The sequence below is a fragment of the Pseudomonas sp. SC3(2021) genome (genome assembly GCF_019856535.1).
Taxonomy (GTDB): Bacteria; Pseudomonadota; Gammaproteobacteria; order Pseudomonadales; family Pseudomonadaceae; genus Aquipseudomonas; species Aquipseudomonas monsensis.
In genome coordinates, this window is record NZ_CP082236.1 from 2,784,421 (window position 1) to 2,807,511 (window position 23,091).

The 23,091-nt window shown below is 60.1% G+C and carries 20 protein-coding genes, 1 pseudogene and 1 riboswitch; of the genes and pseudogenes, 12 read left to right on the plus strand and 9 right to left on the minus strand.

The features are described from left to right. Positions 1-700 precede the first annotated feature (700 nt). On the minus strand, positions 701-934 hold the full coding sequence (locus tag K5Y35_RS12470) for a hypothetical protein (RefSeq protein WP_123463079.1): 234 nt from the start codon (positions 932-934) through the stop codon (positions 701-703). Positions 935-1,139: 205 nt separating this feature from the next. On the opposite strand from K5Y35_RS12470, the gene K5Y35_RS12475 reads away from it, so the two are divergent. Next, positions 1,140-1,724: a YajG family lipoprotein gene (locus K5Y35_RS12475; RefSeq protein WP_123463081.1), complete on the plus strand. Its 585-nt coding sequence runs from the start codon at positions 1,140-1,142 to the stop codon at positions 1,722-1,724. Between the two features lie 268 nt (positions 1,725-1,992). On the opposite strand, the gene K5Y35_RS12480 is transcribed toward K5Y35_RS12475, so the two are convergent. Beyond that, positions 1,993-2,199 (minus strand): hypothetical protein, encoded by a 207-nt coding sequence (locus K5Y35_RS12480; RefSeq protein WP_123463209.1) that lies wholly within the window; start codon positions 2,197-2,199, stop codon positions 1,993-1,995. A gap of 193 nt (positions 2,200-2,392) precedes the next feature. On the opposite strand from K5Y35_RS12480, the gene K5Y35_RS12485 reads away from it, so the two are divergent. Beyond that, entirely contained in the window at positions 2,393-2,671 is a 279-nt protein-coding gene (locus K5Y35_RS12485) for a hypothetical protein (protein ID WP_123463083.1), read from the plus strand. 92 nt (positions 2,672-2,763) lie between these two features. Here K5Y35_RS12485 and K5Y35_RS12490 read toward each other — a convergent pair whose 3' ends face one another. Then, positions 2,764-3,927, minus strand: a complete 1,164-nt coding sequence (locus K5Y35_RS12490) for a 1-acyl-sn-glycerol-3-phosphate acyltransferase (RefSeq protein ID WP_177490484.1) — start codon at positions 3,925-3,927, stop codon at positions 2,764-2,766. A gap of 142 nt (positions 3,928-4,069) precedes the next feature. Here K5Y35_RS12490 and K5Y35_RS12495 point away from each other — a divergent pair, with 142 nt between their 5' ends. The 3 genes from K5Y35_RS12495 to K5Y35_RS12505 are packed head-to-tail and all read left to right on the plus strand — an operon-like array spanning position 4,070 to position 5,182. After that, positions 4,070-4,252, plus strand: coding sequence for a CPXCG motif-containing cysteine-rich protein (locus K5Y35_RS12495; RefSeq protein ID WP_123463087.1), 183 nt, complete (start codon positions 4,070-4,072; stop codon positions 4,250-4,252). Between the two features lie 9 nt (positions 4,253-4,261). Further along, the gene (locus K5Y35_RS12500) at positions 4,262-4,522 is read left to right on the plus strand and encodes a putative signal transducing protein (protein WP_025109321.1); all 261 of its coding nucleotides are present in this window, start codon (positions 4,262-4,264) and stop codon (positions 4,520-4,522) included. 36 nt (positions 4,523-4,558) lie between these two features. Further along, positions 4,559-5,182: an SOS response-associated peptidase gene (locus tag K5Y35_RS12505; protein ID WP_123463089.1), complete on the plus strand. Its 624-nt coding sequence runs from the start codon at positions 4,559-4,561 to the stop codon at positions 5,180-5,182. Between the two features lie 206 nt (positions 5,183-5,388). Here the strand turns inward: K5Y35_RS12505 and K5Y35_RS28175 are convergent, their stop codons facing one another. Together K5Y35_RS28175 and K5Y35_RS28180 are read right to left on the minus strand one after the other, a co-directional pair. Further along, on the minus strand, positions 5,389-6,231 hold the full coding sequence (locus tag K5Y35_RS28175) for a methyl-accepting chemotaxis protein (RefSeq protein ID WP_409202050.1): 843 nt from the start codon (positions 6,229-6,231) through the stop codon (positions 5,389-5,391). Positions 6,232-6,291: 60 nt separating this feature from the next. Then, positions 6,292-7,590: pseudogene (locus tag K5Y35_RS28180) on the minus strand (methyl-accepting chemotaxis protein); the annotation flags it as partial. A 203-nt stretch (positions 7,591-7,793) separates the two neighbouring features. Here K5Y35_RS28180 and K5Y35_RS12515 point away from each other — a divergent pair. Further along, positions 7,794-8,612 carry a M48 family metallopeptidase gene (locus K5Y35_RS12515; RefSeq protein ID WP_027612207.1) on the plus strand — a complete coding sequence of 273 codons (819 nt, stop codon included), beginning with the start codon at positions 7,794-7,796 and terminating at the stop codon, positions 8,610-8,612. A 162-nt stretch (positions 8,613-8,774) separates the two neighbouring features. Here K5Y35_RS12515 and K5Y35_RS12520 read toward each other — a convergent pair whose 3' ends face one another. The 3 genes from K5Y35_RS12520 to K5Y35_RS12530 form a co-directional block, all read right to left on the minus strand. Next, the gene (locus K5Y35_RS12520) at positions 8,775-9,359 is read right to left on the minus strand and encodes a TMEM165/GDT1 family protein (protein ID WP_077574495.1); all 585 of its coding nucleotides are present in this window, start codon (positions 9,357-9,359) and stop codon (positions 8,775-8,777) included. 88 nt (positions 9,360-9,447) lie between these two features. Continuing rightward, positions 9,448-9,570, minus strand: a riboswitch (yybP-ykoY riboswitch). A gap of 51 nt (positions 9,571-9,621) precedes the next feature. Continuing rightward, a complete protein-coding gene (locus tag K5Y35_RS12525) occupies positions 9,622-10,620 on the minus strand; it encodes a class I SAM-dependent methyltransferase (RefSeq protein WP_123463094.1) in 999 nt (332 codons plus the stop codon). 33 nt (positions 10,621-10,653) lie between these two features. Next, on the minus strand, positions 10,654-11,619 hold the full coding sequence (locus tag K5Y35_RS12530) for a 2-hydroxyacid dehydrogenase (RefSeq protein ID WP_123463096.1): 966 nt from the start codon (positions 11,617-11,619) through the stop codon (positions 10,654-10,656). A 303-nt stretch (positions 11,620-11,922) separates the two neighbouring features. Here K5Y35_RS12530 and K5Y35_RS12535 point away from each other — a divergent pair, with 303 nt between their 5' ends. Continuing rightward, complete coding sequence (locus K5Y35_RS12535) at positions 11,923-12,552, plus strand: LysE family translocator (RefSeq protein ID WP_222834315.1); 630 nt, start codon at positions 11,923-11,925, stop codon at positions 12,550-12,552. A 48-nt stretch (positions 12,553-12,600) separates the two neighbouring features. Here K5Y35_RS12535 and K5Y35_RS12540 read toward each other — a convergent pair whose 3' ends face one another. Next, on the minus strand, positions 12,601-13,365 hold the full coding sequence (locus K5Y35_RS12540) for an AraC family transcriptional regulator (RefSeq protein WP_128614459.1): 765 nt from the start codon (positions 13,363-13,365) through the stop codon (positions 12,601-12,603). An 85-nt stretch (positions 13,366-13,450) separates the two neighbouring features. Here K5Y35_RS12540 and K5Y35_RS12545 point away from each other — a divergent pair, with 85 nt between their 5' ends. From K5Y35_RS12545 to K5Y35_RS12565, 5 genes are all read left to right on the plus strand, one after another. Next, a complete protein-coding gene (locus tag K5Y35_RS12545) occupies positions 13,451-14,635 on the plus strand; it encodes an MFS transporter (protein ID WP_222834316.1) in 1,185 nt (394 codons plus the stop codon). 146 nt (positions 14,636-14,781) lie between these two features. Next, positions 14,782-16,464, plus strand: a complete 1,683-nt coding sequence (locus tag K5Y35_RS12550) for a fatty acid--CoA ligase (RefSeq protein WP_186747991.1) — start codon at positions 14,782-14,784, stop codon at positions 16,462-16,464. Positions 16,465-16,801: 337 nt separating this feature from the next. Next, positions 16,802-18,691 (plus strand): DUF1302 domain-containing protein, encoded by a 1,890-nt coding sequence (locus K5Y35_RS12555; RefSeq protein ID WP_123463105.1) that lies wholly within the window; start codon positions 16,802-16,804, stop codon positions 18,689-18,691. A 28-nt stretch (positions 18,692-18,719) separates the two neighbouring features. Further along, positions 18,720-20,084 (plus strand): DUF1329 domain-containing protein, encoded by a 1,365-nt coding sequence (locus K5Y35_RS12560; RefSeq protein ID WP_123463107.1) that lies wholly within the window; start codon positions 18,720-18,722, stop codon positions 20,082-20,084. Between the two features lie 212 nt (positions 20,085-20,296). After that, entirely contained in the window at positions 20,297-23,032 is a 2,736-nt protein-coding gene (locus tag K5Y35_RS12565; protein ID WP_222834317.1) for a LuxR C-terminal-related transcriptional regulator, read from the plus strand. Positions 23,033-23,091 lie beyond the last annotated feature (59 nt).

Here is a 23,091-nt window from a genome sequence, read left to right on the forward strand (position 1 = left end):
CGTCTCCAAAATCTGCAGCACCAAATTGTCGGCATGGCTGCCAGGCATTCAGGGACAGGTCAATTGTGTCCCGGCTATCCGTGGTCAGGTTCGCCATGTCCGAATCTTCGCAATTTTTCGCAACTTCGACGGATGCAGGCGGCCTGGCTTCAAGAGTCACATGAACTCATTTCAGCACGTGGCTGGCAATTCGACTTATGGTCGAGACATCCGTTTTTGTGCAACCAAATCCGTAGCGGACAGGCTTCAGGCTCCGGTATTCGAGGTATATCCGGTCCTGTGTCGTTGGGCTGTTTCAGACGCTAATGGTGCATGTTCAGACGCAAAACTATTCATTTGCTCGCCACACTCTTGTGAAGTTGTGAAAACCCGTTTTTTTCACGCTCTTTTGAAGACGTGAACCTCAAAAAGGGCTGTCCCAGCCTGGCACCCTGCCCGCAAAGGCAAAACAACGCGGTGGCCGAGCGTATGACAGCTCTGCAGATTCGCGAAAAGCAGGGGTTTTGCCGGAAGAACAGGCAAGCGCGCCAACTTCACTCGATCTGTGTGGGCGGCTCTCTGTGGGCGGTTTTGATGTCGATGCATGCGCATTGACGCTGTCGCGGGGCCCGATCAGGAGACGTCCTTATAATCGGGGGGAGATTGTATCGAAGAAATGCGCGGTGTTGCTCGTGTTTAATGACTTTTATTAGGCATCCGGTCAGATGCTCAACATCGCCTGAGCGCGTGCGCGGGGCTGCGACGGTATGACGCGGGCGCTGGCCGGCAGTGGCTGGTGCAACCAGTTGAGGCGGATTTCTTCGATTTCGACCCAGCCGTCGCCCATTGGCTGCAGGCTGCATTGCTTGAACGCCTGGCAATGGCCATTGCGATCGAGCAGGGCAAAGCTGCGGTGAAGTGGGCGTGGAGCGAACAACGAGATCAGATAACGCATGGCCGAGTACCTTGTTGGAGGACTGACTGCAAGGTTGCCGGCGGACCATGACGTCATGGTGTATAGGCAGTGAAGAATGTGTGACAGGAACCGCGTTCGACAGGGTTTGTCAGACATTTCAGTATTCATGGTGTGACGCTGGTGACCCGCAGTGGCCCACCGCTATACTGCCGGCCTGTTTGTGCCTGATTCTGGAGATAAGAGCATGTTGCAACGCCTGTTGTTCGGTTTGATCACTGTGGCCGGTTTGACACTGGCCGGCTGCGCCCACAGCCCGCAACAACTGAGTCCGGAGCCGAAGCTGACCACGCAACTGGCACCGGTCGGTCGTGGCCAGCCAGTCATCGTGCGCGTGGTTGACGGTCGTCCGTCGCCAACCCTGGGCACCCGTGGCGGCCTGTACCCGGAAACCAGCGCCATCACCGTGCAGCGCGAGCAGATCCTGCCGAAGCTGCAGGCTCAGGCGGAAGCGGCCGTACGTTTGCTCGGTTTCACCCCGACCAACAACGCGCCTAACGCTCCACAACTGACCGTGACCCTGGCCGAACTGAAGTATCAATCGCCCAAAGAAGGCATGTACGTGACCGAAGCGACCATCGGTGCAACGTTCCGCTCCGACGTACAGAATGCCAATCGCCGTTACAGCGGTCGTTATGGTGCGTCGCTGGATCAGCGTTTCGGCATGGCGCCGAATCAGGAAACCAACACCAAACTGGTCAGCGACGTGTTGAGCGACGCCTTGACCCGTCTGTTCAAGGATCCGACCGTGGGCCAGATCCTCGCCGAATAAGTGTTCGGTAGATGTGAAAAAGCCCGGGGCCAGTGATGGTTTCGGGCTTTTTTGTGGGTGCAGAGTTTGAGAGTTGTGTTGTCGGGAAGATCCTTTCCCCCTCACCCCACCCCTCTCCCCCAGGGGGGCGAGGGGGAAAGGGAGCCGATTTGCGTTGTTCTTGAGGTCTACATTCACCTCGAAGTTTCAGGTCTATGTACCTCGACCAGACAACCCGGTCAGTCCTCTCTCCCTCCGGGAGAGGGCCAGGGTGAGGGTGCTTTTGCTTTCAGGCTGCCTGCGAGTAGAAGTCGAGAACGCTGACACCCGTCAGCAAGTCGGTCTCGGGCAAATCCGCATGCTGATGCCCGCCGAGGGCGCAATACACCAGCCAATGGCGATCCTGCACATTGAAGGCGAGACCGCCGACGAGGCTCTGTTGTTCTTCGTAAGGGGTGATGAGGTACAGACGATCCTGGTTTTCAGCGTGAAGCATGTCGCGTTCCATGTGTGTTTCGAGGCGCGCAGGGTGGCGTATCCACATGACGAAGCCGTGACACAGGACAGCCATCGGTCGATTGTCGGGTTATTTGTCGCAAAGGGTAGGGTAGTGAAGGAGGCTTTCGGTAGAATCCGTGCCGCGGTCGTCGATCTGGCGCCTGCCACACCGATTTAGTCTGAGGTCTGTGATGTCGCTGCACTTGATGACGCTGTTTACCGCCCATCCCGCCAAATTGATCAACCTGCTGGCGCTGGCCCTGGCCTTTCCGGGCAGTTGGCTGCTGCACGCGACCCGTCGTCGTGAACAACGCGCCATGGCCAGCATCGCCGCGCAACGCCAGGCCTTGCCGGACGCCGAGCCGATTCTGGATTGGGCGACGTTGCGCATGAACCGGTTTTTCTATCGCTTCGGATTTGCCTGCCTCGGCCTGGCCCTGCTCATCTCCTGGATCAGCACCCGCTTCTGAAGTTGAGTACATGACCCTCGCCACAAAAGTATGAGGCAGGCATAAAAAAAACGGCGCCCGAAGGCGCCGTTGTCGCGTCTGGTGCATGCCGCTTACAACGGCAACCCAGCCTTGACCCGGTACTGATTGCGCACCGGCGTCGCATATTGCAGCACCAGATACGGACGGTGCTCTTCAGGGCAGGCGTCCAGTCGGCTCTGCCACTCTTCCTGCGCCTTGGCCAGTTCATCGGCCGGGAACACCTCGGCGGCTTTCGGCACGTTCAGTTGCGGATCGGCATCCGCCCACATCGCATACGCCAGGTAGTGCACCGGGAACAGGCGATACCCGCCGAGAATCTGCTTGTCCATCTCGATCGCCAATTGCTTGGTGTCTTCGAACAATTCAGTGATCGGCGCGGCAAAGTTCACGTGCACCCGGCCCTTGTAGCCGGTGATCCCCTTGGCAATGCTTACGTCATCCTCGCCCGGCGCCTTGGCGTAGGTGCCAGTGGTGGCGCGGATGTACAGCTCGCGGGCCTTGGCCTGGTCGCACGGGTCGTATTCGTAGCTGATCGACACCGGGGTCAGGTTCAGCGACTGGATGACTTCGCCGAACGGCTCGTCCTTGCGGCTCATGTGGAACATCTTGAGGATCGCCGACTCGGTACGGTCGTCGCCGTCCTTGGCCCGGCCTTCGGCCTGCGCGATCCAGATCGACGCGCAATCGTTGCGGATCGAGTGGTTGATGTACGCCGACAGCAATTGGTACGCGGCCATTTTCTCGCGACGTCCGGTGATCGAACGATGCACGATGAAGCTCTTGTTCAGGCGCATCAGGTCGCTGACGAATGGCTTTTGCAGCAGGTTGTCGCCAATCGCGATGCGCGGGGTCGGCAGGCCGGCGTGGTACACGGCGTAGTTGACGAAGGCCGGGTCCATCACGATGTCACGATGGTTGGCGATAAACAGATAGGCGCTGCCGGATTTGAATTGCTCGACACCAGTGTAGGTCACGCCGTCGGTGGCGCGCTCGATGGTGTGGTCGACGTAGAACTCGACTTTGTCCTGCAAAGTGGCCACCGAATTGACGTCGGCGAACTCACGACGCAAACGATGGGCTATAAGAGGTTTGAGCATCCAGCCGAAGGCACCGGCAAAACGCGGGAAGCGGAAGTGGGTGAGGATATCTAGAAACGCCTTGTCGCCGAGCAGTCGTGCCAGTACCGCAGGTACTTCGCTGTCGTCGTAAGGTCGGATGGCATCGAATTCGCCCATCATGCTCTCTTGTTGGAAACGGCTAGGGTAAGTAAAGGTTTTGATCGAAAACCCGCGAGGCACGGTCTGAAAAAGTAGCCAGACAAAAATAGCCCTGCAAATAGACCGGCGATTATACGCACAAGTCACCTGGGAGACCGCGATGCTGGAAAGCGCACTGTATGAATGTCCGTATTGTGGGGAAGAGGTCGAGACGACATTGGACCTGTCCGGTGGCGACCAGATCTACATCGAGGACTGTCAGGTGTGTTGTCGACCGATCAAGTTTGTCTTGCAGGTGCACGACGGGGACTGGTTTCTGGAAGTGTTCAGCGAAAACGAGTGAGGGGCGCCCATGCAGCGAATCTACGAGCCGGAAAACCTGATGGAAGGCGAGATGCTCAAGGGCATGCTCGCCAGCGAAGGCATCGAGGCGCATCTGGTGGGCCGCGATTTGCTCGGTGGCACGGGGGAGTTGCCGATTTTCGGTCTGCTGGGGCTGTCGGTCGATAACGATCAGGCCGAATACGCCCGCGAGCTGATCACCGCGTACAATGCCGCGCTGCCGCTGCCCGGCGATGAACCGGAGAGCTTCCCCGGGACGCTGGTCTGTTAGGCTGCCGTTCGTTTTCTTTCTGAGTCGTGTTGCCCCATGTGTGGACGTTATGCCCTGTTTCGCTGGAACCGCGATTTCGCGGCCCTGCCCGGTTTTCCCGCCGATCAGCAGGCGCAGTGGAACATTTCTCCCAATGATTCGGTGTTGATGCTGCGGGCCGAAGCCGATGGCCAGCGCACGCTGGCCCGCGCCCGTTGGGGGCTGACGCCGCCGTGGCTGACCGACTTGTCGAAAACCCCGGCGCACGCCCGTGCGGAAACCGTGGCCGAACAACCGATGTTTCGTGAAGCCCTGCGCCAGCGCCGTTGCCTGCTGCCGGCCAACGGCTTCTATGAATGGCGCGGGACCCAGCGCAAACGGCCGTTCTGGCTGACGCCGGGGGAGGGCTCGTCACTGTTTTTCGCGGCGATCTGGGAGGCCTATCCGGTGCAGGAGCAGGTCTGGTTGAGCACGGCAGTGATTACGCAGCCGGCCTCGAGTCAGCGCCGGCCATTGATTCTCGATGAGGCCGGGCAGGCGGCGTGGCTTGATCCCGAGACGCCGCTACATGTGTTGCAGGGTTTGCTGGCCAGTGAACCTGCGGCGTTGCGCGAGCGGGTGCTGGCGAATCTGATCAATGATCCCAAGCTCAATGGGCCGGAGTGTCTGACCCCGGGCTGAAGCCGGCAGATCAAAAGCCCCTCACCCTAACCCTCTCCCGGAGGGAGAGGGGACTGATTGGGGGATATTGACGGAATACACCGACTGGAAGGTTTTTCACCGAATCCATAATCGCCACGATTTTTCAGGTCGATGTATGACGGTAGACAACTCGGTCAGTCCCCTCTCCCTTTGGAAGAGGGCTAGGGTGAGGGCCTTTTGGCTTTTCAGACCTTGAACTGATTGATCAACCGCCGCTGCTGCTCCGCCAGTTTGGTCAAATCCGCGCTCGCTGAACTCGACTCATCCGCACCGCCCGCCACTTCATTCGCCACCTGACCGATATTGATCACGTTACGGTTGATGTCATCGGCCACCGCGCTCTGTTCTTCCGCCGCGCTGGCAATCTGCGTATTCATGTCGTTGATCACCGACACCGCCTGGGTGATCGTCTCCAGCGCCTCGGCGGCTTTCGCCGCGTGCTGCACACTTTCGTCGGTGCGGTTCTGGCTGTCTTCCATGACCCGCACCACATCGCGGGTGCCCTGTTGCAATTGCTGGATCATGGTCTGGATTTCTTCGGTGGCTTTCTGGGTCTTCTGCGCCAGATTGCGTACTTCGTCCGCCACCACGGCAAAACCACGACCCTGCTCGCCGGCACGCGCCGCTTCGATCGCCGCGTTCAGCGCCAGCAGGTTGGTCTGTTCGGCAATCCCGCGAATCGCGGTGAGGATCGCATTGATGTTCTCGCTGTCCTTGGCCAAGTTCTGCACCACATCCACTGCTTTACCGATTTCCAGCGCCAGTACGCCAATCGAATTGGACGTGTCGCGCACGATCTGCATGCCCTGACTGGCTGCCTGATCCGCATGACTGGCGGCTTGTGCGGCCTGAGTGGCATTGCGCGCGACATCCTGCGCGGTGGCGGTCATTTCCTGCACCGCCGTGGCGACCTGATCGATTTCGGCCATTTGTTTCTGGATGCCGATGTTGGTGCGAATCGCGATATCAGCCGTGTGTTCCGAGGAATCGCTGACGCTCTGCACTGACGTCACCACTTGGGTGATCATCGCCTGCAACTTGGCCAGAAACGTGTTGAAGCCCTTGGCGATCGAACCCAGTTCATCGCTGCGATCACTGCTCAAACGACGGGTCAGATCGCCTTCGCCCTGGGCGATGTCATTGAGCATCGCAACCATTTGCTTCAGCGGTCGGGCGATGCCGTGGCCGACCAGCCAGATCACCAGCAGACCGATACCGGCGATGATCAGGCCGACCATGGCCATGCCGAAGGTGTCGGATTTGCGCTGGGCCTCCAGATCGCCCTGCAGTTTTTGCAGGTCGGCCATCACCGCGTTGAGCGGTAATTGCAGCATCAATGTCCAGCGTGCGTCGGTCTGACCGATGCCGAAGGGCAGGTACAGTTCGATGCGGCCCTTGTCCTTGTTCACCGAATAGGTGACTTCGCCGCGCTTGAGACTGGCCATGCTGGCGATCTGTTCGGCGTCAAGAATGTCGCTGACCTTCTCACCGAATTTGCTCGGGTCCTTGGTGTAGGCAACGATCCGGCCATTGCCGCCGATCAGGGCCATTTGTCCGGCGCCACTGTAGAGTTTCTGGTTGGCGCCCAGAAGCATTTCCTGGATGAAGTTCACCGACAGGTCAGCGCCAACGATGCCCTGGAACGCGCCGTTGAGCATGATCGGTTCAATGAACGAGGCGAGCATGACGATCTTGTCGCCGACTTTGTACGGCGCCGGATCGATCACGCAGGATTTCTTGGTTTCTTTCGAGCACAGGTAGTACTCGCTGGCGCGCACGCCGGTGGACAGGGTTTTCTGGTCGTCGACGTCCACCAGTTTGTCTAGGCCGAGGGTGCCGTCATCGTTGCGGAACCACCACGGCAGGAAACGTCCGTTGGCCGCGTCGATCCCTACCACGCTGGTGCCGACATAGGCCGCGTCATTGTGGTCGAGGGCGTTTTTCTCCCAGCCGATGTAGATGCCGAGAATTTTCGGGTTCTTTTCAACGTTCTCTTTGATCAGGCTGATCAGTTGTTCGCGGCTGACGGTCAGACGTGGCTGGCCGTCGGCACCTGGTGTGCCGAGCAGGGCGTTGACCCGCACCAGGCCGCCGGCAATCAACAGTGGCGCTTCGAGTTCACGCTGGATCTGGCTGACCTGAGTCTGCGCCAGCGAGGTCAGGCGCTGTTCGATGACCTGCTCGAACTGGGTCTGGGTGCGCTGTTGCACCATCTCTTGCGTGCGGGCGCCGGAGAACAGCGCATACAGCACCAGTGCAACGACCACGCTGAGCACGATGGCGCCGGCCAGGGCGGCGACGGAAAACTGAATCGACTTGAACTTCATGGGAGCTCCGCACGCAAGAGGACGTCTGCGCTGTTGTATCGGCAGCCGGCATTGGGCCATGAGTGCGAGCAGGTGCAATTGAAAGCCGATGTCGCAAATGGATCAGTGCGCGACGCAGTTGCACGGGACTTGGCGGTCGCTGTGAATTTTTTACGACAGCGCTGGTGGGAAACATCTGAAAGTCGCTGCAACACGTCCGTTGTATCTGGCGTCGATACAATTACCCGCCTAGGATACGCGGCAGGTTTTCAGGGAGCTTTTGAATGAACAAGACATTGGTTGTAAGTGCACTGAGCGCAGCGCTGTTGCTGGCCGGTTGTCAGTCGGTCAACACCACCAGCGGCGGCGCCGTGGGTGTGGAGCGCAAGCAGTACATGTTCAGCATGCTGTCCTCGCAAGAGGTCGACCAGATGTATGCCCAGTCGTATCAGAAGACCGTTGGCGAGGCGTCCAGCAAAGGTGTGCTCGACAAGACCAGCCCGGAGGCCAAACGGGTGCAGGCGATTGCCAACCGCCTGATCGCCCAGGCGCCGAACTTCCGTCCGGATGCGGCGCAGTGGCAGTGGGAAGTCAATCTGATCAAGAGCGATGAGCTCAACGCCAACTGTGGGCCGGGCGGCAAGATCATTTTCTACACCGGGCTGATCGACAGCCTGAAACTGACCGACGATGAAATCGCCGCGGTCATGGGCCATGAAATCGCCCACGCCTTGCGCGAGCACGGTCGTGAAGCGATGTCCAAGGCCTATGGCATTGAAATGGCCAAGCAAGGCGCGGGTGCACTGCTCGGTCTTGGTCAGGACAGCCTGGCGCTGGCCGACACCGTGGCCAACTACGGCATGACCCTGCCCAACAGCCGCGCCAACGAAAACGAAGCCGACCTGATCGGTCTCGAGCTGGCCGCCCGCGCCGGGTACAACCCGAACGCGGCGATCACCCTGTGGAACAAGATGAGCAAGGCCTCGGAAGGCGCACCGCCGGAGTTCATGAGCACGCACCCGGCGTCGTCCAGCCGGATCGCCTCGTTGCAGGCGGCGATTCCGAAGGTCATGCCGCTGTACGAAAAAGCCCCGAAATCCTGATGGATTTTCAGGGCTGCTGATGGCCCCTTCGCAAGCAAGCTCGCTCCCATAGGGTTTGCGGTGATCACAGACAGTGTGAACTCACTGCAACTTGTGGGAGCTAGCTTGTCTGCGGGCGGCGTTCCGACGAAGAACGATGACTCGGTCTATCGGCTTATGCCGTCAAACCCAGCCACTGCTCTGCATCGCCTTGTACACCGCCACGATTGCCAGAATCATGAATGCCGAGGCCGCGAGGCGACGGATCAAGGTCAGCGGCAATTTGTCCGCAGCAAAGTTACCCGCCAATACCACTGGCACGTTGGCAATCAACATGCCCGCCGTAGTACCGATAATCACCAGCCACAGTTCCGGATATTGCGCGGCGAGCATCACCGTCGCGACCTGAGTCTTGTCGCCCATTTCGGCGAGGAAAAACGCAATCAGCGTGGTCAGAAACGGCCCGAACTTGCGTGCGGTGCTGGTTTCATCGTCATCCATTTTGTCCGGAACCAGCGTCCACAGCGCAGTGGCCGTAAAGCTTGCGGCGAGAATCCAGTGCAGCGTCGCATTCGAGAAGAAGCTGCCAAACCAGGCACCTACCGCACCGGCTGCCGCGTGGTTGGCCAAGGTCGCGGCGACAATACCGGCAATGATCGGCCAGGGTTTGCGAAAGCGAGCGGCGAGAATCAGTGCGAGCAGTTGCGTCTTGTCGCCGATTTCGGCCAAGGCAACGATTGCGGTGGGAACGAGTAACGAGTCCAGCATCAGGATTTCCTAAGGGGCGGGTCGACACGGCTATGACACGTACAGCCTTCCCGCCCCGGGTAAGGTGTGCGTGTCATAGGTCTTGTCAAACCCTGCGAACCGTCTGGTGCGGTCGCTTGGGTCGCATGCGCCATGATCTGAGGATCAAGTATGTTGACGCATGCCGGACGAGCTTGGCGCTCGTGGGAGACTACTCCCCTAGGACGGAGCGGATTCTGCCTAGGCAAATCCGATAGAGCAAGCCTCTTTTTGAAAAGAAGTTTCAGCCGCGCTTGGCCCGGTAAATCCGGAAACCATTGCCTTCGGCCTTGATCGCACACACGCCCAGATGCTCTTCGATCAGTGGCTGATACTTCAGGAAGCTGTTCGCAACTAGCCGCAGTTCGCCACCGTTTTTCAGATGTTTCGCCGCTTTTCGCAGCAAGTTCTCCGTGGCGAAATAATCCGTGTGCACGCCGACATGGAACGGCGGATTGCTCAGGATCGCGTTCAAACCCATCGGCGCAGCGTCGATGCCGTCGCCAGTGATCACCTCGGCTTCCAGACCATTGGCCGCCAAGGTGAGGCGACTGCTTGCGGCGGCGAAGGCATCGACATCCAGCAGCGTGACCTGATTGTGTGGGTAACGACGCTTGACCGCCGCGCCCAGTACACCGGCACCACAACCGAAATCGAGCAGATGTCCGCTCGGCAGTTTGTCCAGGTGTTCCAGCAGCAAGGCGCTGCCGCGATCCAGTCGGCCGTGGCTGAACACCCCCGGCAGGCTGATGACTTTCAGCGGGCCTTCGGCCAGTGGCAGCTCGTAAGTCTGGGCCAGGCTTTCCAGGGATTTGGCTTCAGGCGCGTTGGCCACGGTGACTTGCCACAGTTGGCAGTGTCGCGCGCTGTCGAGTTTGCGCGGCTTGCCAAACGGGTTGAGTTGCTTGGACGCACCCTCGATGCCACTGCGTTTTTCGCCAACCAGAAACACCTCGCGCCCGGCCAGACGCGAGGCCACGGCGTTGAGGATGTAATCGGTCAGGTCTTTGGACTTGGGCAAAAACACCACGGCGCTGTCGAACTCACGCTGAGGAATCTCCACGCCAAAATGGCTGCGACCCTCGAAACGCGCGTCGAGTGCGGCTTGATCGCCCGCGTGCCAGCACCAGCCAAACGCATCGGGCAGGCGCCCGAGCAAATCGTCGGCGGGCAAACCGGCGAGCAACAGCGAACCCTGGAATAACTCGGCCTGACGAAGCAGTACTTCACTGCGCGGATCCATAACTGCTCCTCGAAAAAAAAGTGCCGCAGTTTATCAACTGACGACCCGCAGCGCCTTACCGCTGAAGAACGCCTGAGCGTTTTCGGTCAATTGACCCACGATGCGCTGCCGCGCTTCGCGGCTGCCCCAGGCATTGTGCGGGGTGACGATCAGGCGCGGGATGTCGGCGGCCAGCAACGGATTGCCGTTGACCGGTGGCTCGACACTCAATACGTCGGTGGCCGCACCGCCCAGATGACCGTTGCGCAAGGCATCGGCCAGGGCTTGTTCATCGACCAGCCCGCCACGGGCAGTGTTGACCACGAAGGCGCCGGGTTTCATCGACGCCAGTTCGCGGGCACCGATGAAGTGGCGGGTGTGTTCGTTGAGCGGGCAATGCAGGGTCAGGGCATCAATCTGTGGCAGCAATTCGTTCAGGGGCAAGCGATCCGGTCGGGCAGGGCGCCCCGGAATCTGCCCGAGCAGTACGCGCATGCCAAAGGCCTCAGCCAGTCGCGCGACGGCGCCGCCGAGTTCGCCGTGACCGAGCAGGCCGAGGGTTTTGCCTTCCAGTTCGACGATCGGGTAGTCCAACAGGCAGAACTGTTTCGCTTGCTGCCAGCGACCGGCGGCAACGGCTTTCTGGTAATCGGCCAGGCGCGTGGCGAGGTTGAGCAGCAGCATGATGGTGTGCTGCGCCACGGATGGCGTGCCATAACCCTGACAGTTGCACACCGTGATGCCGTGGTCGCGGGCCGCGTCCAGGTCGACGTTATTGGTGCCGGTGGCGGTGATCAGGATCAGCTGCAGATCCGGGCTGGCGGCCATCGCAGCGGCGTCGATGCGGATTTTGTTGGTGATCGCTACCGTGGCGCCGTGCAGGCGCTCGCTGACTTGTTCGGGCAAGGTCTGGGCGAACAGTTGCAAGTCACTGAAGCAGGCATGCAAAGGGCCAAGGTCGAGATCGCCGAGATCCAGTGAAGGGTGGTCAAGGAATACGGCGCGGCGCGGGTTCGTCATCAACTGTACCTTTTGTGCTTGGAACGGAAGGCGTAATCTGCCGAGCCTACCAGATGAAACAATTGGTTACTCAGAGCACAAAAGTCTGATGCGATGCATCGCCATGTGGATAACGCTGTGACGAGGGGATTTATCCCGTTGGCGCGCGAAGCGCGCTCTGAAACTGGTAATCGTGTTTAAACAGTGACAGCGCATGCACTGAATTTACGACTGCTGCGCAGCCGAACGGGGATAAATCCCCTTGCCACAGGTTCGAGTTCGCCGCGCATTTATTTTTGACCAAGCTGCCCCAGAGGAGCCCCCATGTACTGGACCGAGTTCTTGACCGTTGCATTGATCCACCTGCTGGCCGTGGCCAGCCCCGGCCCGGACTTTGCCGTGGTGGTGCGCGAGAGCGTGACCCACGGGCGCCGCGCCGGCACCTGGACCGCGCTCGGTGTGGGCACGGCGATTTTCCTCCACGTCGGTTATTCGCTGCTGGGCATCGGTCTGATCGTGTCGCAATCAATCATGCTGTTCAACGCGCTGAAGTGGGCGGCGGCGGCTTATCTGCTGTATATCGGCTTCAAGGCGTTGCGCGCGCAACCGGCGAAAACCGTGACCGATGATCTGCACAAGGAAGCCGGCGTGCGCACAGCCCGCGGTGCGTTCACTTCGGGCTTCGTCACCAACGGCCTGAACCCGAAAGCGACGCTGTTCTTCCTGTCGCTGTTCACCGTGGTGATCAACCCGCACACCCCGCTGGCGGTGCAGGCCGGTTACGGGATTTACCTGGCAGTCGCGACTGCGATCTGGTTCTGCCTGGTGGCGATGCTGTTCAGCCAGCAACGCGTACGCGCTGGTTTCACCCGCATGGGCCATTGGTTTGACCGCACCATGGGGGCGGTGCTGATCGCGCTCGGCGTGAAAATCGCCTTCACCGAAATGCACTGATCGCACACCCCACGATTCAATACTGTGGGAGCGGGTTGTTTGCGATTTCTAAGCGAGTTCGCTGAGTTTGCTCAGGGTATTCAGATACTCGCGGGGATTTTCCCCAAGCAAACGGCAAAACATCGCACTGAACGCCCGCGCGCTGCCGTAACCCAAGTCCCGCGCCACACGCTGCACGCTGTCCCCGGCGAGCAGGCGTGGCAGGGCTTCCATCAGGCGCAGTTGCTGGCGCCAGGCGTTGAAACTCATCTGCAATTGCTGCTGAAACAGCCGTGCCAACGTGCGTGAGCTGGCGCCGACCTGCTGCGCCCAGTCTTCCAGCGTATTGGGATGGTCGGGGCTATGCAGCAGCGCCAGACAGATGTTTTGCAGACGCCGGTCAGTCGGCATCGGAATGTGCAGCGGCAGGTTTTCCAGGCTGGCGAGTTCTTCCAGCATCAACTGTTGAATCAGTGGATTGTCGGCATGCGGCGGCCCTTGCACCGCGCGCAGAATCAATTCGCGCAGTAACGGCGTCACCGCCAATACGCAGCAATGTTGCAGGCTGGCGGGCGACAGTTCTGGCGCGATGAACAGCGAACGCATCTGCACATCGCCGCTCATGAAAATCTCGTGCGCGACCTCGGGCGGAATCCACACCGCGCGACTCGGCGGAATCACCCACGCGCCCGATGCCGTGACCACACGCATGATCCCGCTGGCCGCATACAACAACTGCGCCTCCCGGTGCAGATGCAGCGGTTGGTGCGCACCGTCCAGATAATCCCGGGGGTAAGCGCTCACCGGGCCGTGTTCGAAGTGGCTGATCAACATGTCTGATTCAATGACTTGGTAGGCAGAAATGTGCTTTCCGGCCAACTTAGCATAAGCGGCTCATTACTACGTAAAGCGTGCTGCCATGAATCAATCGACTAATGTCATCCGTTACATCAACGCCGCCCATGTGATCGATCACATGTTCATGCTGATTTTTCCCGCCGCCGTGCTCGGCATGACGCAGGCCTTCGGTCTCGACTACGCCACGCTGATCGGCTTGTCACTGGGCGGTTTCATTGCCTTCGGCGCCTGTTCGCTACCCGCCGGTTGGCTGGGTGATCGCTGGAGTCGGCGGCAGATGATGCTGGTGTTTTTCTTCGGCATCGGTGCCTCGGCTATTTTTACCGGCCTGAGTAACAGTCCGACGATGCTGGTGATCGGCCTGACCCTGATCGGTATTTTCGCCGCGATTTATCACCCGGTCGGTACGGCGATGCTGGTCGCTTACGCGCAGAACCGTGGCCGCGAAATCGGCATCAATGGCATGTGGGGCAATCTTGGCGTGGCGTTTTCGGCGCTGGTCACCGGGCTGCTGGTGGCGCAATTTGGCTGGCGCTCGGCGTTTCTGTTACCCGGCGCGGTGGCCGTTGTGCTGGGTTTTGGTTTTGCCTGGCAGGTGCGTGAAGAACCGATTCCGATACGTCCGCACACGCCTCTCAAAGGCGCCGCCGGACAGCGTATTTCGATGGTCATGGTTTTTGGTGTGCTGGCGCTGGCCACAGCCACCGGCGGCGTGGTGTTCAACGCCACCACCATGACTTATCCGAAACTGTTCCAGGAGCGTTTGCAGGAGCTGTTCGCCTCACCGCAAACCCTTGGCGTGGTGGTCAGTCTGGCCTATGCCTTTGGTGCGGTGGCGCAGTTGAGCATTGGCCGGGTGTTGCACCGGCTCAGCCTGAAGTGGCCGTTTGTCGTGCTGACGTTGTGCCAGGCGCCGCTGCTGTTTGCGCTGGCTTATGCCGATGGCGGGGCGGTGATCGCACTCGGTGCGGCGTTCATGTTCGTGGTGTTCGGTCAGGTCACGGTGAACGATGCGATGGTCGCGAACTTCGTCGCCCCGCAGTGGCAATCGCGGGTGTTTGCCCTGCGTTACTGTTTATCGTTCGGTGCCAGTGCGACGGCGATTCCGCTGATTTCCTATGTCGAACCGCGCCATGGTTTTGTAGGCCTTTACTTGATTCTCGCGGGTTTCGGCGCATTGACCTTCCTCGGGGCAATGGTTTTCCCGCGGACGCCTTCTGAAGAGGCTGTAGGACAAACAGCCTGATAGCTGACGAAAACCGGCAAATGCTGGCGCAAAGCTAGCATTTGTGCGGTTCTGCAAATCATTCCTTTGGCTGATTTGGCTGGCGTATAAGGGTTCTAGAGTACCAATCTCTACGCCAACACCGTGCAGCCAGAAAAGGGATTCATATGTTGCAGACTCGCGTCATTCCCCCGGCCGATGGGGCCTACCAGTATCCATTGCTGATCAAGCGGCTGCTGATGTCCGGCGCCCGTTACGAGAAAACCCGCGAGATCATCTACCGTGACCAGTTGCGCTACAGCTATCCGACCCTGATAGAACGTGTGGCGCGCCTGGCCAACGTGCTGACGGCCGCCGGTGTGAAGGCCGGTGACACGGTGGCGGTGATGGACTGGGACAGCCATCGTTACCTGGAATGCATGTTTGCCATTCCGATGATCGGCGCGGTGATCCACACCATCAACGTGCGTCTGTCGCCGGAACAGATCCTCTACACCATGAACCACGCCGAGGACCGCTTCGTGCTGGTCAACAGCGAGTTCGTCGGGCTGTATCAGGCCATCGCGCCGCACCTGACCACGGTCAAGAAAACCCTGTTGCTGACCGATCTGCCGGAAAAAACCGCCGAGCTGCCGAATCTGGTCGGCGAGTACGAGCAGTTGCTGGCCGCCGCGAGTGCGCAGTACGACTTTCAGGACTTCGACGAAAATTCGGTCGCCACCACGTTCTACACCACGGGCACCACCGGCAACCCGAAGGGTGTGTACTTCACCCATCGGCAACTGGTGCTGCACACCATGGGCGTGTCGACCATCATGGGCGCGATCGACAGCGTGCGCCTGCTCGGCACCAACGACGTGTACATGCCGATCACGCCGATGTTCCACGTGCACGCCTGGGGGCTGCCGTACGTGGCGACCATGCTCGGCCTCAAGCAGGTTTATCCGGGGCGTTACGACCCGGAATTCCTGGTCGAGCTGTGGCGCAAGGAAAAGGTCACGTTCTCCCATTGCGTGCCGACCATCCTGCAAATGCTGCTCAACGCCAAAGGCGCGCAAGACACCGACTTCGGCGGCTGGAAGATCGTCATCGGTGGCAGCGCGCTCAACCGCACGCTGTATGAAACCGCCAAGGCGCGCGGCATCCAGCTGACCGCCGCGTATGGCATGTCCGAGACCGGGCCGCTGGTGTCCTGTGCCCACCTCAATGATGAACTGATGGCCGGCACCGAAGACGAGCGCACCACCTACCGGATCAAGGCCGGTGTGCCGGGGCCGCTGGTCGAGGCAGCGATCGTTGACGCAGAGGGCAACTTCCTGCCCGCCGACGGCGAAACCCAGGGCGAACTGGTGCTGCGTGCGCCGTGGCTGACCGAAGGTTATTTCAATGAGCCGCAGAAGGGCGCCGAGCTCTGGGCCGGCGGCTGGCTGCACACCGGCGATGTGGCCACGCTCGACAGCATGGGCGTGATCGACATCCGCGACCGCATCAAGGACGTGATCAAGACCGGCGGCGAATGGATCTCTTCGCTGGACCTCGAAGACCTGATCAGTCGTCACGCGGGGGTACGCGAAGTAGCAGTGGTGGGCATTGCCGATCCGCAGTGGGGCGAGCGCCCGTTTGCCTTGCTGGTGATCCGTGAAGGGCACGTGATCGGGGCGCGCGAGCTCAAGGAACACCTCAAGCCGTTCGTGGAACTGGGGCACCTGAGCAAGTGGGCGATTCCGAGTCAGATTGCCCTTGTTACCGAAATTCCCAAGACCAGCGTCGGCAAGCTCGACAAGAAGCGCATCCGCCTCGACATCACCGAATGGCAGGCCAACAACAGCACCTTCCTCTCGACACTTTGAGTGTCTGCTGGCGCGCCGAAAACGGCGCGCCAGACCCACCAAGCAAGCGCTTGGCTTGTGAAATCGAAAAAATCAGCCATCCTTGCCGTGCCGACTTGTGTCGGACTGGCGAAAGGACTGTTCCAGAGTGGTTGGCGACTGCAAATCACACTTTAGAGGGATCAAGCAGTACCACCTGCTGGCTATAGTCCGCTCAAGGATTTTTAAGAACGGGGCACACGCACAAAACGGGGCGATGCATCTTTGGAGTGGTTTCGGGTTGTCTCTGGCACCCGGTCCTTCAGGCGTTTTTAAAAGTACTCACTGCCATAACAATAATGCACATGGAGTAGCGTCGATGACCTCAGTAAACCAGTTCTGGCGCCGGGCGAAACTGCCTCTGGCGGTCAGTCTTGCTTCTTCGCTCGCCGGGCCCGCATTCGGCGTCAGTTTCAACGTCGGTGAAATCGAGGGCCAGTTCGACTCGTCCCTGTCGATTGGTGCCAGTTGGTCTACTCAGAGCCCGAACAAGAACCTGATCGGCGTCAACAACGGCGGCCACGGCCTGTCGCAGACCTCCGATGACGGTCACGCCAATTTCAAGAGCGGTGAAACCTTCTCGAAGATCTTCAAGGGTATCCATGACCTTGAACTCAAGTATGGCGACACCGGCGTGTTCGTCCGTGGCAAATACTGGTACGACTTCGAACTCAAGGATGAAAGCCGCGAGTTCAAGGACATCAGCGATTCGGGCCGCAAGGAAGGCGCCAAGTCGTCCGGCGGGCAGATCCTCGACGCCTTCGTCTACCACAACTATGCAATTGCCGATCAGCCGGGTTCCGTGCGTCTGGGCAAGCAGGTCGTGAGCTGGGGTGAAAGTACCTTCATCGGTGGCGGCATCAACTCGATCAACCCGATCGACGTGTCTGCGTTCCGTCGTCCGGGTGCCGAGATCAAGGAAGGCCTGATCCCGGTCAACATGTTCTACGTCTCGCAGAGCCTGACCGAAAACCTTTCGGCCGAAGCGTTCTACCAACTGGAGTGGGACCAGACCGTCGTCGATAACTGCGGCACGTTCTTCTCGCAGCCGGACATCGTCGCCGACGGTTGCAACGACAACCTGCGCGTGCTGAACAAACGTTCGCAAATTCCGGCCATCGCCTTGGGGCCGTTGGCGGCCAACGGTGTCAACGTCAACGAAGAAGGCGTTCTGGTGCGCCGTGGTCCGGACCGTGATGCCCGTGACAGCGGCCAGTGGGGCGCGTCCTTCAAGTACATGTACGAACCGCTGGACACCGAGTTCGGCGCCTACTTCATGAACTACCACAGCCGTGCGCCGATCTTCAGCGCCACCGGTGCTCCGCAATCGGTCTACAACACCGCGCGCGCGCTGCCGGGGCCGTTTGCGGCACTTGCGCCATTGCTGGTCGCGGGCAACTCGAATTACTTCATTGAATACCCTGAAGACATTCGCCTCTACGGTCTGAGCTTCTCCACCACGCTGCCTACCGGTACTGCGTGGAGCGGTGAGATCAGCTACCGTCCGAACGCGCCGGTACAACTGAACTCCACCGACATCCTGTTCGCCGGTGTGCGTCCGATCGGCGGGGCACTGACCAACGCTTCGATCCTCAATGGCGTACCGGGTCAGGATCTGCACGGTTACGAGCGCAAGGAAATCACCCAGATCCAGACCACGTTCACGCACTTCTTCGATCAGGTCATGGGCGCCAGCCGTCTGACCCTCGTCGGCGAAGTCGGCGCGACCTACGTCGGCGGGCTGGAAAGCCGTTCCGACAAGCGCTATGGCCGCGATCCGGTGTACGGTCCGGGTGAATTGCCGGCCACTGGCGGTGTGAATACCTGCGCCAACATTCTCAACGCCAGCACCATCAATGGTGCCGGGCCGGGTTCACCGCAGAACAACCGCAGCCGCAATTGCGAAAACGACGGCTTCACCACCTCGATGTCGTGGGGCTACCGCGGTCGCGCCATCTGGGAATACAACGACGTGTTTGCCGGCGTGAACCTCAAGCCGAACGTGGCCTGGTCCCACGACGTCAGCGGTTACTCGCCAGGCCCTGGCGGCAACTTCGAGGAAGGTCGCAAGGCGGTCAGCCTGGGCGTCGACGCCGAGTACCAGAACACCTACACCGCAAGCCTGGCTTACACCAACTTCTTTGACGGCAAGTACACCACCGTGGATGACCGTGACTTCGTTGCGCTCAGCTTTGGCGTGAACTTCTAAGCACTGCATTTTCAGGACGAACGAATTTATGAAAATAACAAAGAGTCTGTTCCACGCCGGTGTTCTGGGCCTGTCATTGCTGGCGACCGGCGTCATGGCCGCGGTGCCTGCCGCCGAAGCCGACAAGCTGGGCAAGAGCCTGACCCCGATGGGCGCCGAAATGGCCGGCAACGCCGACGGTTCGATCCCGGCCTGGAAGCCGCTGCCGAAGAACGCTGGCAGCGTCGACAGCAAAGGTTTCCTGTCCAACCCGTACGCCAGTGAACAGCCGCTGTTCACCATCACTGCCAAAGACGTCGACAAGTACAAGGACAAGCTTGCACCGGGCCAGTACGCGATGTTCAAGCGTTATCCGGACACCTTCAAAATGCCGGTCTATCCGTCCCATCGCGGTGCGACCGTGCCGGATGAAGTGTTTGCCTCGATCAAGAAGAACGCCACCAACACCAATCTGGTGTCCGGCGGCAACGGTCTGGAAAACTTCGAAACGGCGGTGCCGTTCCCGATTCCGAAAAGCGGCGTGGAAGTCATCTGGAACCACATCACCCGCTATCGCGGCGGCAGCGTGACCCGTCTGGTGACCCAGGCCACACCGCAGCCGAACGGCTCGTTCAGCCTGGTGTACTTCCAGGATCAGTTCGTGTTCCGCGACAAGATGAAGGACTACGACCCGAAAAATCCGGGCAACATCCTGTTCTACTTCAAGCAGAAAGTGACTGCGCCGGCGCGTCTGGCCGGTGGTGTGCTGCTGGTGCACGAGACCCTCGACCAGGTGAAAGAGCCACGTTCGGCGTGGGTCTACAACGCCGGTCAGCGTCGTGTGCGCCGTGCGCCACAAGTGTCCTATGACGGTCCGGGTACTGCCGCCGACGGTCTGCGTACCTCCGACAACCTCGACATGTACAACGGTGCACCGGATCGCTACGACTGGAAGCTTGAAGGCAAGAAAGAGATGTACATCGCCTCCGACAGCTACAAGCTCGACGATCCGAAGCTGAAATACACCGACATCATCAAGGCCGGTCACATCAACCAGGATCTGGCGCGTTACGAGCTGCGCCGCGTCTGGCACGTGGTTGCAACCCTGAAAGAAGGTCAGCGTCACATCTACGCCAAGCGTGACTTCTACATCGACGAGGACACCTGGCAGGCCGCCGTGATCGACCACTACGACGGTCGCGGTCAGCTGTGGCGCGTAGCCGAAGCGCATGCCGAGAACTACTACGACAAGCAAGTGCCGTGGTATGCCCTGGAAACCCTCTACGACCTGCAATCGGGCCGTTACCTGGCGCTGGGCATGAAGAACGAAGAGAAGCAGGCGTATGACTTCGGCTTCACCGCCACCACCAGCGATTTCACCCCGGCCGCGCTGCGTCAGGACGGTGTTCGCTAAACCGTTGTAAAAACCGAGGCCGCATCCTCGTGGAACGCCCCGACTGGTTCGGGGCGTTTTTTTTGCTTTTGCAGGCGTTGCCGGAAGACGTGTGCAGGGACGTGTAGTCTTTTTGTAGCCATTTGTAGCAGTAACCTTCATAACCGGTTCGTTTAAGGCTAGTCTGCGGACATCTGCAACGCCGCCAACAGCAATTCGAACAAGAGCCGGCCATGACTGATCTGTCCCCGCTTCCGGGTCCCGCAAGTGTTGCCGTCACGGCATTGGACGGGCGTTTTTTTCGCCCGCCGTTGCCGGACGGCTACGTGTTGCGACCACGCCTTTGCGAGCGCCTGCAAGCCGGGCTCGGTGGACGGCTGTTGCTGGTCAGTGCCCCCGCCGGGTTCGGCAAGAGTTCACTGGCGATAGAGTTCTGTCAGAGCTTGCCGGAGCATTGGCAAAGTCTGTGGCTGGGTTTGAGCCCGCGTGACAGCGATCCCGGACGCTTTCTCGAACGTCTGCTCGAAGGCTTGCAGGACTATTTCCCGCAATTGGGTAGCCGCGCACTCGGCCTGTTGAAAATGCGCCAACGCCATCAGCCCTTTGCCTTCGAGGAATGGCTCGACGGCATGCTCGATGAGTTGGCGCTGCACCTCGACCCTGCGACACCACTGTTACTGGTACTCGACGATTACCATCTCGCCCAAGGGCCGGTGCTCGACCGCTGCCTGCAATTTTTCCTCAATCATCTGCCCGATGGCTTGCTGGTCATGGTCACCAGCCGCCAGCGCCCGGACTGGCATCTGGCGCGCTTGCGGCTGTCGCGCCAACTGCTTGAACTCAATGAGCAGGATCTGCGCCTGACCCACGACGAAGCCTTGTCTCTGCTTGATCGACACAGCACGTCACTGCGCGGCGAGGCGCTGGAGAACCTGATCCAGCGCAGCGAGGGCTGGGTCGCCGGGTTGCGTTTCTGGCTCCTGGCAGCGTCCGAAGCCGGCAGCGAGGCGGCGTTGCCGCAAGCGCTGAACGGCGGGGAAGGGCTGATCCGTGATTACCTGCTTGAAGAAGTGATTGATTGCCTGCCGCCCGAAGTACAGGCGTTTCTCTATGACACGGCGCCGCAGGAACGTTTCTGCAGCGAACTCTGCGACGCCGTGCGCGAAGCCCATGACAGCGGCGAGATCCTGCGTTTTCTGCTGGCGCACCAAGTGTTTCTGGTGCCGCTGGACGAACACGGCCACTGGTATCGCTATCACCATCTGTTTTCCGATCTGTTGCGCAGTCGGCCATTCGCTCAGGCGCTGGTGCCGACCGCCACTCTGCACTTGCGCGCCTGTCGCTGGTTCAACGCACAGGGCTTGCTCGACGAGGCCGTGGAGCAAGCGTTGCGTGCCGGCCATCTCGATGTGGCGGCGAATCTGGTGCAGAACCTGTCCGAGGAGCAATTGCTGGCCGAGCAAAACGTCGGCATGTTGCTGCGCTGGAAAATGGACTTGCCCGACAGCCTGCTGATCAGCACCCCGCGCCTGATCGTGCTGTACAGCTGGGCGCTGGGGCTGGCGTGTCAGCTCGATGCTGCCGAGGAGCTTGCCAGCCATTTGAGTCGTTTCCTGCCGGCACCTTCGGCCACCGCGCAAAAGTCGATGCTGGCGCAATGGCTGGCGTTGAGCGGGATCATCGCCCGGGGGCGCGGACATCGAGAACTGACGATCCGATATTGCACCGAGGCTTTGGAGAGCTTGCCAGCCAAGCGCTACGGCCAGCGGTTGATGTGCCTGTCGACATTGTCCAACCTCGCGATTGCCGACGGCGACCTGTGGCGCGCCCGAGGCTTGAATCGTGAATCCCTCGAACTCGCGCAACGCGTCGGCAATCCCTTGTTCGAGGCACTGGCGCATTACGACCGTGCCCGCGTCCTGCAATCGCGTGGCGAGATTCTGCGCGCACTGGATGAAGTGCATCAGGGCCTGGAACGCTTGCGTGGCCTGTCGCCGCAACGCTTGTATGCGGTGCGCGCACGGTTGACGTTGTACGAAGGCTTCCTGCTGGCGATGCGCTTGCAGCCTCAGGCCGCACGCGTGCGATTACTGGCCGGTATCGGTGAGGCACGAGCCTGTCGCGACATCAGTGTGTTGATCGGGCACTGCGTGATCGCCAGGCTGGACGGTGCGACTGGCGAGTTCGCCAAGGCCTTCGCCGAACTGGCCGAAGCGGAGCGTCTGATGCACATCTGGGATGTGCCGCCGATTTACTATCTGGCGATGATCACCCTGGTCAAATGCGAATTGTGGCTGGCGCAGGGGCGCACCGATCTGGCCGAGGCCTGGCTGGCGCGACTCGGGCAAACCTACACCGGTGAGCGTGCGGCGGCGCCGCCGGAGTTTCATCCGCAATTGCCGTTGCATGTCGAACTGCAGCAGGCACTGCTCGACATGATTCAAGGGCAACCGATGCTCGCCGAAGGACGCTTGAACGTGCTGCATGAAAACGGCCAGCAGACCGGGCGGCAATTGCTCAGCGTGATGGCGTTGACGCAGAAAGTGGCGTTACTGCTGGCGACCGGTCGCGAACCGGAAGCGCGCAAGGCGCTGGCTCAGGCACTGGAGGCCGCCAATGGCGGCGTGCTGCAACCTTTTGATGGCTTGTTCAAGGATCATCCGCACTGGATGCGCGGACAACTGACGCTGATCTCGCAACATCCGGTCGGGCAACAATTGCTGGAGCTCTTTCCGGTGACCGAGGTACGCCCCACCGTCGAGTGTTCAGCAACAGAGCAGTTGAGCAGTCGAGAACTGGCAGTCCTGCGGTTGATTGCTCAGGGGTGTTCGAATCAGGAAATCAGCGAGCAACTGTTCATCTCGCTGCACACGGTGAAAACCCATGCCAGCCATATCAATAGCAAGCTGGGTGTCGAGCGGCGTACGCAAGCCGTGGCGCGGGCCAAGGCGTTGGGCGTGTTGAGCTGAAAAAAACCTGGATATGAGCACAAAACAAACGCCCCGAACCAGTCGGGGCGTTTGTTTTG